Genomic DNA, 13400 nt, shown 5'->3' with positions numbered 1-13400 from the left:
CGGCGGCTCGGTCGTGCGCGACGCCTTCCGCGGGCCCCTTCGGGGTCACCCCCGAGGGGGCCCGTTCATGTGCGGCTGCCCGGAGCGCGAGGGCGCTCCCTCGGCCCCGTATGCGTTCGCTGCGGTCCTGAACTCCGGCGCGCCGATGAGCGGTTGGTCCCTCGCGGATCAGTCACCCTCAGGTCGGTCCTTCACTTCGTAAGCGAAAAGGCCTCCGCTGTCCCGGACATGGACCGGGCGCAGGGGCCTGTCTCTCCGACACCCCCAGGGCCCGGCGCGGCCGGTTCGCGGTGTATTGCGCCCGGGCAACCCCCGCAAAAGGAGACGCAACACATGTTCAACGGAAAGAAGATCGCGGCTGTCGCCGGGCTTCTCGGCGGCCTTGCCATGACCTGTCTCGGTGCCGGCCAGGCGCACGCCGCGGGCCCGGGCGTCTGTGGGCTCGACGCGCAGGGCAGCATCGTCTGCACCGAGCAGCTCCAGGGACAGACGCCCGAGGGTGACGGGTTCACCGTCCGCCGGTCGATGAACTGCCAGCCGACGAAGCCCTTGACACTGCCCACGCCCGGCCTGCTGGCCAACGGGCAGACGCGGATCGGCCCGCACATCACCTGCTCCGACCTGACGCCCGCGCCCGCGGCCGCCAACAACGACACGAGCGAAGCCGGCCCGTTGCTGGCCCGCATTCTGGGCTGAGCGCCTCAAACAGCGGCTGGCCGTACCGGGTTGACCGGTGCGGCCAGCCGCTGTTTCGCGCCCGAACGGCGGCCGACCGGCAATCGGGTGACCGCGTTCCCGCGCCCGTGACTCGGCCTCGGGGGAACGGCGTTGCCTTATAAGCCGACACGACACAGAGAAGGGTCAAAGATCCCAAATTGCTACGGATTACGTGTATATGCTCACACTAAGTAGTCAACCAGGGCTTCGTGCCCGGGAAGAAAGGGTCAGATTATGCGCAGGTTTCAGCGCGTTGCGGTCGTAGCCGCGGCTGTCGCAGGGCTGTCCGCCTTCGGTGCCGGGGCCGGCACCGCTATCGCTCACGAGGGCGACTACGACGGTCAGATCGTCTCCGCGGTGTCCACCTCGACGGCGAACGCCGTGGCCAACTGGGGTGTGCCGGCCGACAAGGCGCACGCGGCTCCGGAGGCGGCTCCCGCCGCTGCTCCGCAGGCCGCTCCGCAGGCCGCGCCGGAGGCCGCTCCGAAGGCCGCCGCGCCGGAGTACGGATACGGCGAGTACAGCGCTCCGTCGTACACCACCCCGTCGTACGCCGCTCAGTAAGCAGCAGGACGCCGAGGGTTCGATGCGCGGGTTTCAGGGCACTGCGAATTTCGTCGTGACCACCGCCGGCCCCCCGGGCCAACGCGGTGAAGCGTCACGACAGGCGCATCGATTTCCGTCGGAACACCGTTATGCATATCGCGCGGTCTGAACGCCCAGCTCCTGGATCAGACCGAGCTGTTTTCAACGGTGTGCTGGACAACACCCTTAGCAAATGCAGCCCGGCCGCGCAGCAGACCCGTCAGGGTGCGCGGCCGGGCTGCCGCAGTTCCGTCGTACTCGACCTTTGCAAAGGAACGCCGTACATGAACGGTCGACAGAGGATCGCAACCGTCTCGGGGCTCCTGGGAGCCCTCGCCGTGATCTACAGCGGTGCCGCGCCGGCGTACGCCGACGAGCCCAAGGGCGCCTGCACGTTCACCGCCCAGGGAGACATCGTCTGCGTCAAGAAGAGCGAGGTCGTCCACAAGGACAAGCGCAACGGCTACGCCCTCCACCAGCGGCAGGACTGCTCGACGGTCGAGCGGCCTCGTGTCGTGGGGCCCCGGGAGCACATCATGAACGGCGGGTCCGTGAAGTCCGGGCCGGTTGTGGAGTGCAACAACACGGCGAAGCTGCCCAAGGGCATCAAGATCCCCAAATTCGACTTCTGAGGCGCGTGAGCGGCCGATGCCGGACCGGGAGTGATCCTGGTCCGGCATTTCGGTTTTCGGCCCTCAGACGGTGCTTCACGGGGCGGGGAGCGGTCGGCAAAAGCCCGGTGCCCCGGCCTGAAGGCCGGGGCACCGGGGAAGGAAGCGGCTTACGTCACTTGCCGAACGCGCTGTTGCTGCAGCCCATCTCCGAGCCGAGCCCGGTCTCCTGCGCGCCCGGGCTGCCCTCGCCGTTCAGCAGGTTGCCACCCAGGCCGTTGGCGATGCCGACCTGGCCGAGGACGTCGACGTTGGCGTCGTGCGACCTGCAGTTGCTGCTCTGTAGGACATCCACGTTCGTGCCCTTCTGGCCCCAGCCGCCTCCGTCGGCATGGGCGGCGCCGGCGCTCAGGAGTCCGACGCTCCCGAGAGCGGCGACCAGGACGGCGGCCTTGCGGAGCTTGTGCATGTTCTTCTCCGGTGGAGTGAAGTGGGTTGCGATCCATTTCGGATCGACTTCGAACAGTTACGGAGGCTAATAGGAAGTATTCCGGAGCAATGGGCGGCGCGCCGAATTCAGGAAATTCTCACCATCTTGGCCGATGGCCCGGAAATTACTCCCCTCGCGAGGAGTCGCAAGGCAAAAGCGTGAACCCAAAAAGGAGTCCCGGCACCGGGCCTGGGGCTCGGTACCGGGACTGTTTCCCGCTTCGGCCGGCTGCGCGGCCGTCAGTGCCTAGAAGGCGCTGTTGTTGCAGCCCATCGACGAGCCGAGGTGGGTGTCCTGCGCGCCCGGGTCGCCCTCGCCGTTGAGCGCGCTGCCCAGCAGGCCGTTGAGGACGCCGACCTGGCCGAGGACGTCGACGTTCAGGTCGTGCGACTTGCAGTTGGAGCTCTGGAGGACGCTGAACTTGCCCCCGTCCTTGCCGCCGTGGCCGTCGGCGGTGGCCGTGCCGGCGCCCAGGAGTCCGACGGTGCCGATGGCGACGACCACGACGGCAGCCTTGCGAACCTTGTGCATGTTCTTCTCCGGTGGAGTGAGGTGGGTGCGATCTGTAGAAGATCGACTTCGTACAGTGACGAAAGATTAATACGAAGTATCCCGATATGTCCCGGAGGCGCGCCGGAGTTCGCGTTTCGTGCCGGAAACACTCGAAAGCCGCATCGCGCTACCGGGCCGTGTGCCGGGCCGCGATGTGAAAGTGCTGGTCACAGCCGCTCGTTGAGGGCTGTGACCAGCGGGGGTTGCCGCGAAGGGAAATGAGGTTCGGATCTCCTCGGGACGCTGTCGCCGGTGCGCCTAGCGGGCGTGGGCGAGGGAGTTCGCCTGGCTGTTGGCCTGGTCGCAGTCGATGCCGCGGGTCTCGGAGGCGGCCAGCACCGCGACCGGGACGGCAGCGTTGACCAGGGACTGCGGGCTGCACTCCTGGTACGGGCGGAACAGGTTGGCCTGCTCGATCGGGCCGGACGGTGCCGCGGCCGGCTGCTGGTTGACCTGCGGGCTGATCTTCGGGCTCAGTTGGGGGCTGACCTGCGGGCTGACGTCGGCGCCCCGCTGCGGGCCCGGGGCCGCCTGGCCGTGCGCGGTCGGCGAGTTGGAGGACTGCGCGGAAGCCTGCGAACTGCCCCACGAGGTGGCCTGGACGTCCGGCCGGCCGACGGGAGCCGGAGCGGTACCGCCGTATCCGACGGGCGCGTCGGCGACGCTGGGTCCGGCGCCGACGGCCGACAGACCACTTGCTGCTGCTGCGATGAGCGCGACCTGATGAAGCTTGCGCATGGAACCTCGGCCCTTCATTGACCTGTGCATGGAACATATGGAAATGCGGCTGCGATGCACCATCGCTCTGACCCTGGGGGGAACGAGAGAAGTGCTGGGCCGGTCACGTGCGCGGGGATGTCGTCACTCATTTGCCAGAGGCTGTTCATCAGAGCCTTTTATCCGATCGATGGCAATTGAGTGACGGAAATTTGGATCCCGTGACCTGGTCAGGGAAATGTCGTTGCCAGCTGAGAGAGGGCAGCGATCTGGAATCAGAGAGAGGCAACGGGATCCGCTGCCTGCTCCGGCGTGAAGTCCACATGACAGCTCAGGCATTACCCCTGTAAGGGCGCAGTACGAATATCAGACTGAGCGCACGCAAGACTGACTGAATACAACGGATTTCCCTGTACAGGTAATGAAGGGCCGAGGGTTCCATGCGCAAGCTTCACAAGGCCGCGCTCGTCGTAGCGGCGGCCGGCGGTCTGACCGCCATCGGTGCCGGCGTCAGCGAGGCCGCCGACTATCCCGTCGGGTACAGCGGTGCCGCGCCGGCTCCCGCTCCCGAATATCCGGCACCTCAGTACGCTCCGGCGCCTCCTCCCCAGTACGCGGCGCCCCAGTACGCTCCGGCGCCGCCTCCCCAGTACGCGGCTCCTCAGTACGCTCCGGCGCCCCAGTACGCGCCGCCCCAGTACGCCCCGGCACCCGCTCCCCATTACGCGCCGCCGCAGCCCCAGGTCACGGCATCGGCCCGTTCGACGGGCGCCGCGCAGGCCACGCGTCCGCAGCCGCAGCCCCAGCCGGCGCCGCACTACGCGCCCCCGGCGCCCCCGGCGCCCGCGCCGCGCCAGGAGAGCGGTTACGCCTCCGCCTCGGCCTCGTCGGGCGGCTACGCGGAGGCCTCCGGTGCTCCGCACTCCGCACCGGCCGCCGCGCCCCAGCCCGCCGCGCCGCAGGTCGTGCCGCAGGTCACCCCGCAGACGGCGCCGCAGGTGATGCCGCAGGTCGCTCCTCAGGTCTCCGCACCGCAGGTCTTCAACCCGGAGCCCCCGCCGCGGGTCGCCCCGCAGGTGAACCCGCAGGTGAACCCCGAGGTGAACCCGCTGATCAACCCGCTGGTCTCGCCGGCCAGCGCACCGCAGGTGCCCGGCCTCGGCCTGGGACAGGTCGCGGCGCCGCCCGTGGGCCAGTTGGGACTGCCCCGACTCGGCTGACGGACCGGGCCGTACGTGTCCCGTCTCCCCGCTTGAACCCCCGCACACCCCATCTGCTCGACCAACGGAGAAGAAATGCGCAAGCTTCAGAAGGTCGCCCTCGTGGGCGCCGTCCTCGGCAGCGTCGGCTCGCTCGGCGTCGGCACGGCCGCCGCCCACGGTGAGGCGGGTGCCCACGACCTCGACATCACGCAGGGCATCGAGTGCCGCTCGCACGACATGAACATCGACATCCTCGGCAGCCTCGGGCTCGTCAACGGCGCGCTGGGCAACGCGCTCAACGGTGAGGGCTCCCCGGGTGCGCAGCCCAGCCACCTCGGCTCGGACATGGGCTGCAACAGCGGAGCGCTCAAGTAGACCGAAGGAAGTGTTCGGTTCAACGCCCGCTCCATCACGGGGCGGGCGTTTGGACTGCGAGCCGGAGAGACCGCATGAGACTGTCCTATGCCGACGAGATGCTGCTGCTCAACGGGTGTCCGGGTGTGATCGGCCTGGCGGTGGTCCTCTCCGGCGAGCAGCCCGACGTGGAGCAGGTGCGCGCGCGCGTCGCCGAGCGGTGGGCGGGCCTGGAGCGGATGAACTGCGTGCTCGACGGGCCCCGGGGCGGCGGGGCGGCGGTACGGCAGGGGCTGTTCGGGCGGCGTGGGCGGATGCGGTGGGTCGTGCCGGGGCGGTTCGATCCCGGTGCACAGGTCGGCGTGGCACAGACCAAGTTGGACGACCTGTGGACGCGGAGCGTGGACCGGCCGCTCAGCGGAGGGCTGCCGCCCTGGCGGCTCCATGTGGTCCCGGACGCGGCGCACGGCGGTGACTTCGCGCTGGCTCTGGTGGCCCAGCACGCGCTGTTGGACGGGCGGTCCCTGGCGACGCTGATGCGCGCGCTGATGGACGGCCCCGCGGCGAGGGAGTCGGTGCGGTCGGCACCGCCGCCGCGGGCCGGACTGCGTGCGGCGGGCAGGGAGCTCATGGTGATGGCGGCCGCGGGGCAGGCCCTTCCGATGCGGCCGCCCGGGGAGCCGTGCTCCTCGGTCGCGGTGCGCGAACTGCCCGCGCCCACGGTCCGATCCGCCCGCCGGCAGCCGGCCGACGGCCGGGGCGCGACGCTGAACGAGCTGCTGGTCGGCGCCGTGGCCGGGGCGCTGCGGGACCGGTACGGGCCGGTGCGGCGGTGGCGGCAGCGCGACGAACCGGTCTACACGGCCGTACCGTGCGATCTGCGCACCGGGGCGACCACGGGCGAACTCGGCAACACCCTCACGGTCGTCCGGGTTCCGTTGCCCGTCGACGTCGACGGGCCCGTGGCGCGGCTGCGGGCCTGTCAGGCTGCGATGGCCGACGTGCCCGAGCGGGCCGCCGCCCACGCCGCCGTGCTGTTCCCGGCCGCAGAGGCGGTTCGCCGGACGGGCCCCTGGGTCACCGGGCTGCTGGCCGACCGCGGGCGTCACAACTGCTTCGCGGCGACCGCGACCACGGCCATGAAGTGGCCCGGCGGGACCGGCACCTTCCAGGGCCGTCGGCTCGTGCGCACGGTCGGGCTGCCGCCCTTGCAGCACCCGGGCACGGTCAGCTTCGCCCTGGCACAGGCAGGGGACGCGTTCACGCTCACCGTGGTGTGCCACCTGCGCCCGAACGACGCGGAGCGGCTCGCCGACGCGGTCGTCACGGAGTTCGAGACATGGGCCGGGATGGCGACGCCGTCAGTGCCCTGACGGCACCAGGAGATGGAGGCAGTTGCATGGAAGCGGAACACGGCGACGTATGGGAAGCGCTGCGCCCGCTGTGCGCGCGGGTGATGTCGGTGCCGCCGGAGGCGGTGGTCCCGCAGGCTCGGCTGGTCGCCGACCTGGGCGCCGACAGCCTGGACATCACCGAACTGGAAGCGGCTTCGGAGGAGTTGTTCGGGGTGTGTCTGAGAGGCACCGACAAGGCCGGTGTGTCCACCGTGGGTGATGTCGCCGACCTCATCGTGCGGCTGCGTACCCCCGGCGTCCACAACACCCTCGCCCGATGACCGGCCGACCCGCCGTCGCCGTCACCGGCCTCGGAGTTCGCTGCGCGGCCGGTGCGAGTCCGCAGGAGCTCTGGGAGAGTCTCGTGCGGTGCCGTTCCGCGACGGCGCTGCACGCCTTCGACGACGAGGGCACGGTCGTGTACCCGGCGGCCGCGATGACCGCCTTCGAACCGGCGGGCTGTCTGGCGCCCAAAGAGGTGCGGCGGACGGACCGTTCGGTGCAGCTGGCCGTGTGCGCGGCCGTGGACGCCGTGGCGGACGCCGGGGGACTGCACGTCGGTCCCGGCCGGCGGGCCGTGGTCACCGGCACCGGGTACGGCGGGGTGATCAGCCAGGAGAACGGCATCGGGCAGCCTGACGTGCTCTACGCGCCCCGGCTGATGCACAACGCCGGGGCCTACTGGATCAGCGCCAGGCTCCGGATCGCCGGGCCGAGTCTGACGGTGTCCACGGCCTGTGCCTCCGGTACGCATGCCGTGGGTGAGGCGATGCAGATGATCCGGGCGGGGTGCGCGGACGTGGTGGTGGCCGGGGGCCACGACAGTCCCCTGACTCCGACGACGGCGCTGGCGTTCGGGCGGGCCGGGGCGATGGTCACCGAGTGCGAGGATCCCGCCTCCGCGTCACGGCCGTTCGACGTCGGGCGGCGGGGTTTCGTCCTCGCCGAAGGGGCGGCGTTCCTGGTGCTGGAGCGGCTGGACCTGGCCCGCGCGCGCGGCGCCCGCGTCTACGCCACCCTGACCGGGTACGGCCGTACGTCCGACGCCCACCACCTGACGGCACCGCATCCCGACGGTGCGGGGGCCCGGGCGTGCATGGAACAGGCGCTCGCCGACGCCGGTTCGACCGCGGACGCCGTCACCCATGTCAACGCGCACGGCACCGGCACCGAGCTGAACGACCTCGCGGAGGCGCGGGCCATCAGCGACGTGTTCGGCCCGCGCGCGGTGCCGGTCACCGCGCCCAAGGCCGTGACCGGGCACGGGCTCGGGCTGGCGGGAGCGCTGGAGGCCGTGATCACCGCGTTGTCCGTGCGGGAGGGGCTCGCGCCGCCGACCGCGCATCTCACGCGGCTGGATCCCCGATGCGAGCTGGACATGGTCGTCGGGGAGCCGCGCAAGATCCTGGACGGGCCGGTGATCAGCAACAGCTTCGCCTTCGGCGGCCACAACGCCTGTGTCGTGTTCGACTCGCCCCATGGCTGTGGCACATGAGGCTGACGGCCATCGACGAAGGGCATCTGCGCAACGGGCTGCCGGGGACGATCGGTATCGCCGGGGTGTTTTCCGGCGAGCCGTTCGACCTGGAACGGGTGCGGGCCCGGGTCCGTGAACGGTGGGGCGGGCTGGAGCGGATGAGCCTGGTCCTGCGGCCACCCACCGGATCGGGGGCGCTGTCGGGCCGCCGCTGGGAGAGAGCCTGGCCGTTCGATCCCGGCGCGCATATCACCGCCACGGAACAGGACCTGCGACACCTGCTCGCCGACGGTGTGAGCCACCCCCTTCCGCCCGAACGGCCGCTGTGGCGGCTGCTGGTCGCGCGCGACGCCCTCGTCCTGTTCGCGCATCACGCGCTGCTGGACGGCAGGTCCCTGGAGACGGTCTTCCGGCTGCTGATGGACGACGCCGTACCCCCGCTGCCGCCGCGCGTGCCGGCCACGGCGGACCCGACCGCGACCGTACGGCAGCGCCCAGCCGTCAGTGCGGCGGCCGTGGGCAGGGAGTTGCGCCGGATCGGGGCGCTTGGGCGGCCCCTGCCCATGGGCTCCCCCGGCGAGGTGCGGCCGTCGGTGGCGGTGGTGGAGCTCGATCCGCAGGTGATGCGTACGGCCCGCCGTCAGCCGGCCGGTGGGCGCGGGGCGACCCTCAACGAGCTGCTGCTGAGTACGTACGCCGGTGCCCTGCGCGTCTGTCACGGGCCCCTGCGGACCTGGCCGAAGGGGACGAACCCGTTCTACGCGACGGTGCCGGTCGACCTGCGGACCCGTCGTACCGCGCAGCAGCTCGGCAACGGTGTCACCGTGCTGCGGATGCCGCTGCCCGTCGACCTGGAATCCCCCGTGGCGCGCCTCACGGCGTGCCAGGACCAGGTCGCGGGGTTCGACCGGCGCTGCGACGCCCACCGCGCGATCCTTCCCGCACTACAGGGAGCCGCGCGTGCCGTGCCGTGGCTGGCCGGGGTGATGGCCCGGCGGCTGGCCCGACCCGAACTCACCACCAGCCTGTGCACCGCCTTCAAGTGGCGGGACCACCCCAGCCATCTGTACGGCCGCCCCCTGGCGCGCGTCGTCCCTCTGCCGCAGCTCTCCCCGCCCGGTACGGCGAACCTCTGCCTCGTCCACAGCGCCGACGCCTACACGCTCACGGTCGTCGGCCACGCGCGTGCCGGTGCCGCCGAGATGATCGGTGCGGCCGTCGCCCGGGAGCTGGAGGCGCTCGCCACGTCCGAGGCGTCCGCCGCGCGGGCCGGTCAGGGCTTGCGTACGACGTGACCCAGGGTGCGGGCGGAGTGGGGGACGCCGGGGGCGGCCTCCTCCAGCAGGGGGCGTACGGCCTCGGTGTAGAAGCGGCGGGAGAGTTCGAGGCCGGGCGTGAAGGTGTCCCTGTTGGGGACGGTCATGCCTCCGGGAGGACCCCCAGCTCCGCGAGCGGGCCGTCCGTCAGCCGGTACACCGTCCACTCGTCCTGGGGGCGGGCGCCGAGCGCCTCGTAGAAGGCGATGGAGGGGGCGTTCCAGTTCAGGACGGACCACTCCAGCCGCTGGTAGCCGCGCGTCACGCACAGCCGGGCCAGTTCGGTGAGCAGGGCCTTGCCGTGGCCGGCGCCCCGGGCGGTGGGGCGGACGTAGAGGTCCTCCAGGTAGATGCCGTGGACGCCGCGCCAGGTGGAGAAGTTCAGGAACCAGATCGCGTAGCCGACGGTCTCGCCGGTCGCGTCGTCGGCCGCGATGTGCGCGTAGGCGGCCGGGTGGTCTCCGAAGAGGGCCGCGTGGAGCTGTTCCTCCGTCGCCCTCGCCTCCTCCAACGCCTTCTCGTACTCGGCGAGTTCTCGGACGAGGGTGTGGAGGGCGGGGACATCGGCGGGTGTGGCGGGTCGGATCATGGGCGCAGGCTAGCCGGTGGGGTCGCGAAGCCGCCTTGCGATGTCCAGTTGCTCCTCGTCCAGTGGGCGGCCGTCCTCGATGTCCCAGAGGGAGTTTTGCAGGATGCGGCCGTAGGTCCAGGCGCGGGCGCGTGAACGGTCCAGGCCCAGGACGTCGGTCATCGCGTCGAAGCGCCAGCGGATGTCGGTGGGGTCGAAGCGGTTGGCGAGGGCGGGCCAGAGTTCGAAGCCGGGGTCGCCGGTGAGGGGCTTGGGGTCGATGGCGAGCCAGGGGGCACGTTCGGAGGCGAGGACGTTCTCGTCGTGGAGATCCCAGTGGAGGAGGCTGTCGCCGGGGTCGTCGACCACCTCGCGTACGGCGGCGGCGCAGTCGGCGACGATGCGGCGGGCCTCGGGGTCCGGGATGTGGGCGAGAGCCTCGGGCGTCTGCTCCAGCATGTCCCGGGCGATGTCGCCGAGGTGACGCAGGCCGGCGGGGGCGGGGAAGGACGTGAGGTGGGCCAGCAGACCGGCGATGACCAGGACGGACTCGTGGACGTCCGGGTGGTGGGCGAGCATGCGGGAGGAGTCGAGGCGTTCGAGGAGCATGGTGCCGGTGGCCTCGTCGTGGTCGAGGAGACGGACCGCCCCGTCGCCGCCCCATGCGCGCAGGGCCACCGGCTCGCCCGCGCTCTCCTCGTCGAGGAGTTGCAGCTTCAGGACGGCGGGGGTGCCGTCGCGGCGGAGGACCGGGAGGACCAGGGCGCTGACCCCGTGCATCGGACGTCCGTCGACCTTCAGTTCCCAGCGGCCGAGGAACTCGGCGGTCAGGGCGGGAAGTCCGGCGATGAACGTGCGGCCCGCTTCTCCGTTGTACTCCTGCTGTGATGCGGCGAGCTCCTGCGGGATGTCGATCACCTTTCGGACCCTACTGGGCTCCCGGGAACGGCTCACGCGAATCAGACAGGCCGGCGGGACTGCTGAGGTATGCGGTCCCGCGGGGGCTTGCGGCTGGTCATGGCTCCAGTACGACCTTTCCGGTGGTTCCGCGCGTTTCGAGGGCGCGATGGGCGGCCGCCGCCTCGGCCAGCGGGAAGCGCTGTACGGCCGGGGTGAGACGGCCCTCGGCGGCCTCGGCGAGGGCGCGCAGTTCGAGGGTCCGTACGGGGTGGGGACCGCCGGCCCGCTGCATCATCGGCGGGCCGAGGACCTGCTGGGAGACGCCGTCGACGAGGTAGGGCGTGCCGTCGTGCAGGCCCGCGCCGGACCAGCCGAAGACCAGGTGCCGGCCGCCGGGGCCGAGCAGGGCGACCGCCTCGCGGGCCACGTCCCCGCCGACGCCGTCGAAGACGACGGTCGCGGCCCGCCCGCCGAGGAACGCGCGGACCTTCTGCGGCCACACGGGGTCCTTGTAGTCGACGGCCAGGTCGGCGCCGTTCTCCTGGACGCGCGCGACCTTCTCGGGACCGCCCGCGAGGCCGATGACGACGGCGCCCGCGTTCTTGGCGTACTGCACGAGCAGCGTGCCGATGCCGCCCGCGGCCGCCGGGATCACGGCCACCGCGTCCGGGCCGAGCTCGGCGAACTGGAGGATCCCCATCGTCGTACGGCCCGTGCCGATCATGGCGACGGCCTCGGCCGGGTCGAGGCCCGCCGGGATCTCGTGGACGCGGTCGACGTCGGCGACGGCGAGTTCGGCGTAGCCGCCCGGCGCGAAGCCGAGGTGGGCGACGACGCGCTTGCCGAGCCAGAGTTCCGCGACTCCCTCACCGAGGGACTCGACGACGCCGGCGACCTCGCGGCCGGGGATCGTGGGCAGCGTCGGCGGCTGCGGCGCCGGGCCCTGGATGCCCTCGCGCAGGGCCGTGTCGAGGAGATGGACCCCTGCGGCCCGCACGGCGATCCGGACCTGGCCGGGGCCGGGCGTGGGGTCGTCGGTCTCCTCGTACGTGAGGTTCTCTGCCGGGCCGAAGGCGTGCAGGCGGATGGCGTGCATCGGGGTCCCCCATCGTCGTGGACTCGGGTGGTCAGGGCGCCCGCCCCGCCACCGGGGCCGGCTGATCGATGCTGCAACCTCAAGCTCCCTTGAGGTCAAGGGCGTGCCGCCCGAGGGCAAGGGACACGGCGGTGAGGGCGCTGTTGAAGGAGACCTCGGACAGAACGCCGGGGGCGGCGACCTGATCGCCCGCCAGATAGACCCCGGCGCCGCGGTCCACGGCCGGGCGGTCCCGCCAGCTGGTGCCGGGCAGGTCGACGGCGCCGGTACGGCCGTTCGCCATGGACTCGCGCCGCCAGGTGACGCGCCCGCGCCAGCCGGGGAAGCCGAGGTCGAGGAGCTGTTCGGCACGGGCGATGCCATCGGCCCTGGACTCGTGCGGGGCGACCGGGATCTGGCCCTGGATCAGCTGTTCACCGGCCGGCGCGAGGGACCGGTCCTGCGCGGTGAACCGCTCCAGCCAGCCGGTCGCGTCGAGGTCGGAGACGACGAAGGCGTCCCCGCGCCGGGTCCGCACCGCGAGGTCGAGGAGCGCCGTACGGCCGCTGCTCCAGGTCAGCGAGTCGTCCTTGAGGAGGCGGCGGGCGGCGTCGAGGGAGGTGGCGACGACGACGGGCGCGCCGGCCGCCCGGCTGTCGAGGCGGTCGACGCGGGAGAGGGTCTCCATCCGGACCCCGAGGTTCCAGGCCCGCGCCGCCATCCGGTCGATCACGGTCGCCCAGCCGCCGCGCGGATAGTGCGCCTCCGGTGGCAGCTTGGTGGCCCGGCGCAGCCGCTCCTGCACGAACGCGGCGGACAGGGCGCCGGGGTCGTGATGGAAGAGGGCGACGGCCGAGTAGTGCGCGGCGGCACGGGCGCCCTCCTCGCCCGCGATGCCGGTGGCCCACGTCATGAAGTCGACGTCGACGGGCGCCTGCGGCAGGCCCCGCCGCAACAGCTTGAGCAGGGCGAAGGGCGGGGTGCGGCGCAGGACTCCCCGGTACCGCAGCCGGAGCCGGGCGGCCTCAAGGGGCGGGATCGGCGCGAGCGGCCCGATGAGGTCGCGCTGCCTGAGCCAGGCCCAGTGCGGGCCACCGCTGTACAGGGCGTGCGGGCCCTCGTTCGTCCGGTACGGCCCCTCGGCGGTCCGCGCCCGCCCGCCGAGGGTGTGGTGGGCCTCGTACACGGTGACCTTGGCGCCCGCCTCGGCGGCGGTGATGGCGGCGGTGAGTCCGGCGAAGCCGCCGCCGATGACGGTGATGCGATGCATGGCTGGGGGTCTCCCTCGTGCTCGGGTTCGCATTTCTGGCCTTCTCTGTGACTACGACGGTGCTGGGCGCCCGAATGTGACATCGGGGCGGCGGCCGGGTGGGCGGCTCGATGGCGGCGTGGCTGCCGGGGCCGTGTTGTCGCAGGTCAGGGGAATTGTCAGTAGCGGGGTG

At 71.9% G+C, this 13400-nt stretch carries 17 protein-coding genes; 9 read left to right on the top strand and 8 right to left on the bottom strand.

Annotated features, from left to right (window positions below):
* The first annotated feature begins 333 nt into the window (after positions 1-333).
* From KUM44_RS24605 to KUM44_RS24595, 3 genes are all read left to right on the top strand, one after another.
* Complete coding sequence (locus KUM44_RS24605; RefSeq protein ID WP_217211137.1) at positions 334-696, top strand: hypothetical protein; 363 nt, start codon at positions 334-336, stop codon at positions 694-696.
* A 255-nt stretch (positions 697-951) separates the two neighbouring features.
* Positions 952-1281 carry a hypothetical protein gene (locus tag KUM44_RS24600; RefSeq protein ID WP_217211133.1) on the top strand — a complete coding sequence of 110 codons (330 nt, stop codon included), beginning with the start codon at positions 952-954 and terminating at the stop codon, positions 1279-1281.
* 305 nt (positions 1282-1586) lie between these two features.
* Positions 1587-1934: a hypothetical protein gene (locus KUM44_RS24595; RefSeq protein WP_254390036.1), complete on the top strand. Its 348-nt coding sequence runs from the start codon at positions 1587-1589 to the stop codon at positions 1932-1934.
* 154 nt (positions 1935-2088) lie between these two features.
* Here KUM44_RS24595 and KUM44_RS24590 read toward each other — a convergent pair whose 3' ends face one another.
* From KUM44_RS24590 to KUM44_RS24580, 3 genes are all read right to left on the bottom strand, one after another.
* Complete coding sequence (locus KUM44_RS24590) at positions 2089-2382, bottom strand: hypothetical protein (protein WP_217211131.1); 294 nt, start codon at positions 2380-2382, stop codon at positions 2089-2091.
* 267 nt (positions 2383-2649) lie between these two features.
* Positions 2650-2934, bottom strand: coding sequence for a hypothetical protein (locus KUM44_RS24585; protein ID WP_217211129.1), 285 nt, complete (start codon positions 2932-2934; stop codon positions 2650-2652).
* A 279-nt stretch (positions 2935-3213) separates the two neighbouring features.
* Positions 3214-3693, bottom strand: coding sequence for a hypothetical protein (locus tag KUM44_RS24580; protein ID WP_217211127.1), 480 nt, complete (start codon positions 3691-3693; stop codon positions 3214-3216).
* A gap of 419 nt (positions 3694-4112) precedes the next feature.
* Here KUM44_RS24580 and KUM44_RS24575 point away from each other — a divergent pair, with 419 nt between their 5' ends.
* The 6 genes from KUM44_RS24575 (at position 4113) to KUM44_RS24550 (ending at position 9394) form a co-directional block, all read left to right on the top strand.
* Positions 4113-4892 (top strand): hypothetical protein, encoded by a 780-nt coding sequence (locus KUM44_RS24575; protein WP_217211126.1) that lies wholly within the window; start codon positions 4113-4115, stop codon positions 4890-4892.
* A gap of 75 nt (positions 4893-4967) precedes the next feature.
* Positions 4968-5249: a hypothetical protein gene (locus tag KUM44_RS24570; protein ID WP_217211125.1), complete on the top strand. Its 282-nt coding sequence runs from the start codon at positions 4968-4970 to the stop codon at positions 5247-5249.
* Positions 5250-5323: 74 nt separating this feature from the next.
* Positions 5324-6601 carry a WS/DGAT domain-containing protein gene (locus tag KUM44_RS24565; RefSeq protein ID WP_217211123.1) on the top strand — a complete coding sequence of 426 codons (1278 nt, stop codon included), beginning with the start codon at positions 5324-5326 and terminating at the stop codon, positions 6599-6601.
* Positions 6602-6627: 26 nt separating this feature from the next.
* A complete protein-coding gene (locus KUM44_RS24560) occupies positions 6628-6903 on the top strand; it encodes an acyl carrier protein (RefSeq protein WP_217211121.1) in 276 nt (91 codons plus the stop codon).
* A complete protein-coding gene (locus KUM44_RS24555) occupies positions 6900-8117 on the top strand; it encodes a beta-ketoacyl synthase (RefSeq protein WP_217211119.1) in 1218 nt (405 codons plus the stop codon). Before KUM44_RS24560 ends, KUM44_RS24555 begins: the two co-directional genes overlap by 4 nt.
* The gene (locus KUM44_RS24550) at positions 8114-9394 is read left to right on the top strand and encodes a wax ester/triacylglycerol synthase domain-containing protein (protein WP_217211117.1); all 1281 of its coding nucleotides are present in this window, start codon (positions 8114-8116) and stop codon (positions 9392-9394) included. The genes KUM44_RS24555 and KUM44_RS24550 overlap by 4 nt, the downstream gene beginning before the upstream one ends.
* Here the strand turns inward: KUM44_RS24550 and KUM44_RS24545 are convergent.
* The 5 genes from KUM44_RS24545 to KUM44_RS24525 form a co-directional block, all read right to left on the bottom strand.
* Complete coding sequence (locus tag KUM44_RS24545; protein ID WP_217211219.1) at positions 9373-9522, bottom strand: hypothetical protein; 150 nt, start codon at positions 9520-9522, stop codon at positions 9373-9375. The genes KUM44_RS24550 and KUM44_RS24545 overlap by 22 nt on opposite strands.
* Positions 9519-10004, bottom strand: a complete 486-nt coding sequence (locus tag KUM44_RS24540) for a GNAT family N-acetyltransferase (protein ID WP_217211116.1) — start codon at positions 10002-10004, stop codon at positions 9519-9521. Before KUM44_RS24540 ends, KUM44_RS24545 begins: the two co-directional genes overlap by 4 nt.
* 9 nt (positions 10005-10013) lie before the next feature.
* Complete coding sequence (locus tag KUM44_RS24535) at positions 10014-10937, bottom strand: aminoglycoside phosphotransferase family protein (protein WP_374202071.1); 924 nt, start codon at positions 10935-10937, stop codon at positions 10014-10016.
* A 61-nt stretch (positions 10938-10998) separates the two neighbouring features.
* Positions 10999-11979, bottom strand: a complete 981-nt coding sequence (locus KUM44_RS24530; RefSeq protein WP_217211113.1) for a zinc-binding dehydrogenase — start codon at positions 11977-11979, stop codon at positions 10999-11001.
* 79 nt (positions 11980-12058) lie between these two features.
* Entirely contained in the window at positions 12059-13261 is a 1203-nt protein-coding gene (locus KUM44_RS24525) for an FAD-dependent oxidoreductase (protein WP_217211112.1), read from the bottom strand.
* Positions 13262-13400 lie beyond the last annotated feature (139 nt).

This window comes from Streptomyces sp. AC550_RSS872 (assembly GCF_019049285.1).
Taxonomy (GTDB): Bacteria; Actinomycetota; Actinomycetes; order Streptomycetales; family Streptomycetaceae; genus Streptomyces.
The sequence above is the reverse complement of the archived record's forward strand: the minus strand, read 5'-3'. Positions and strand labels throughout refer to the sequence as shown.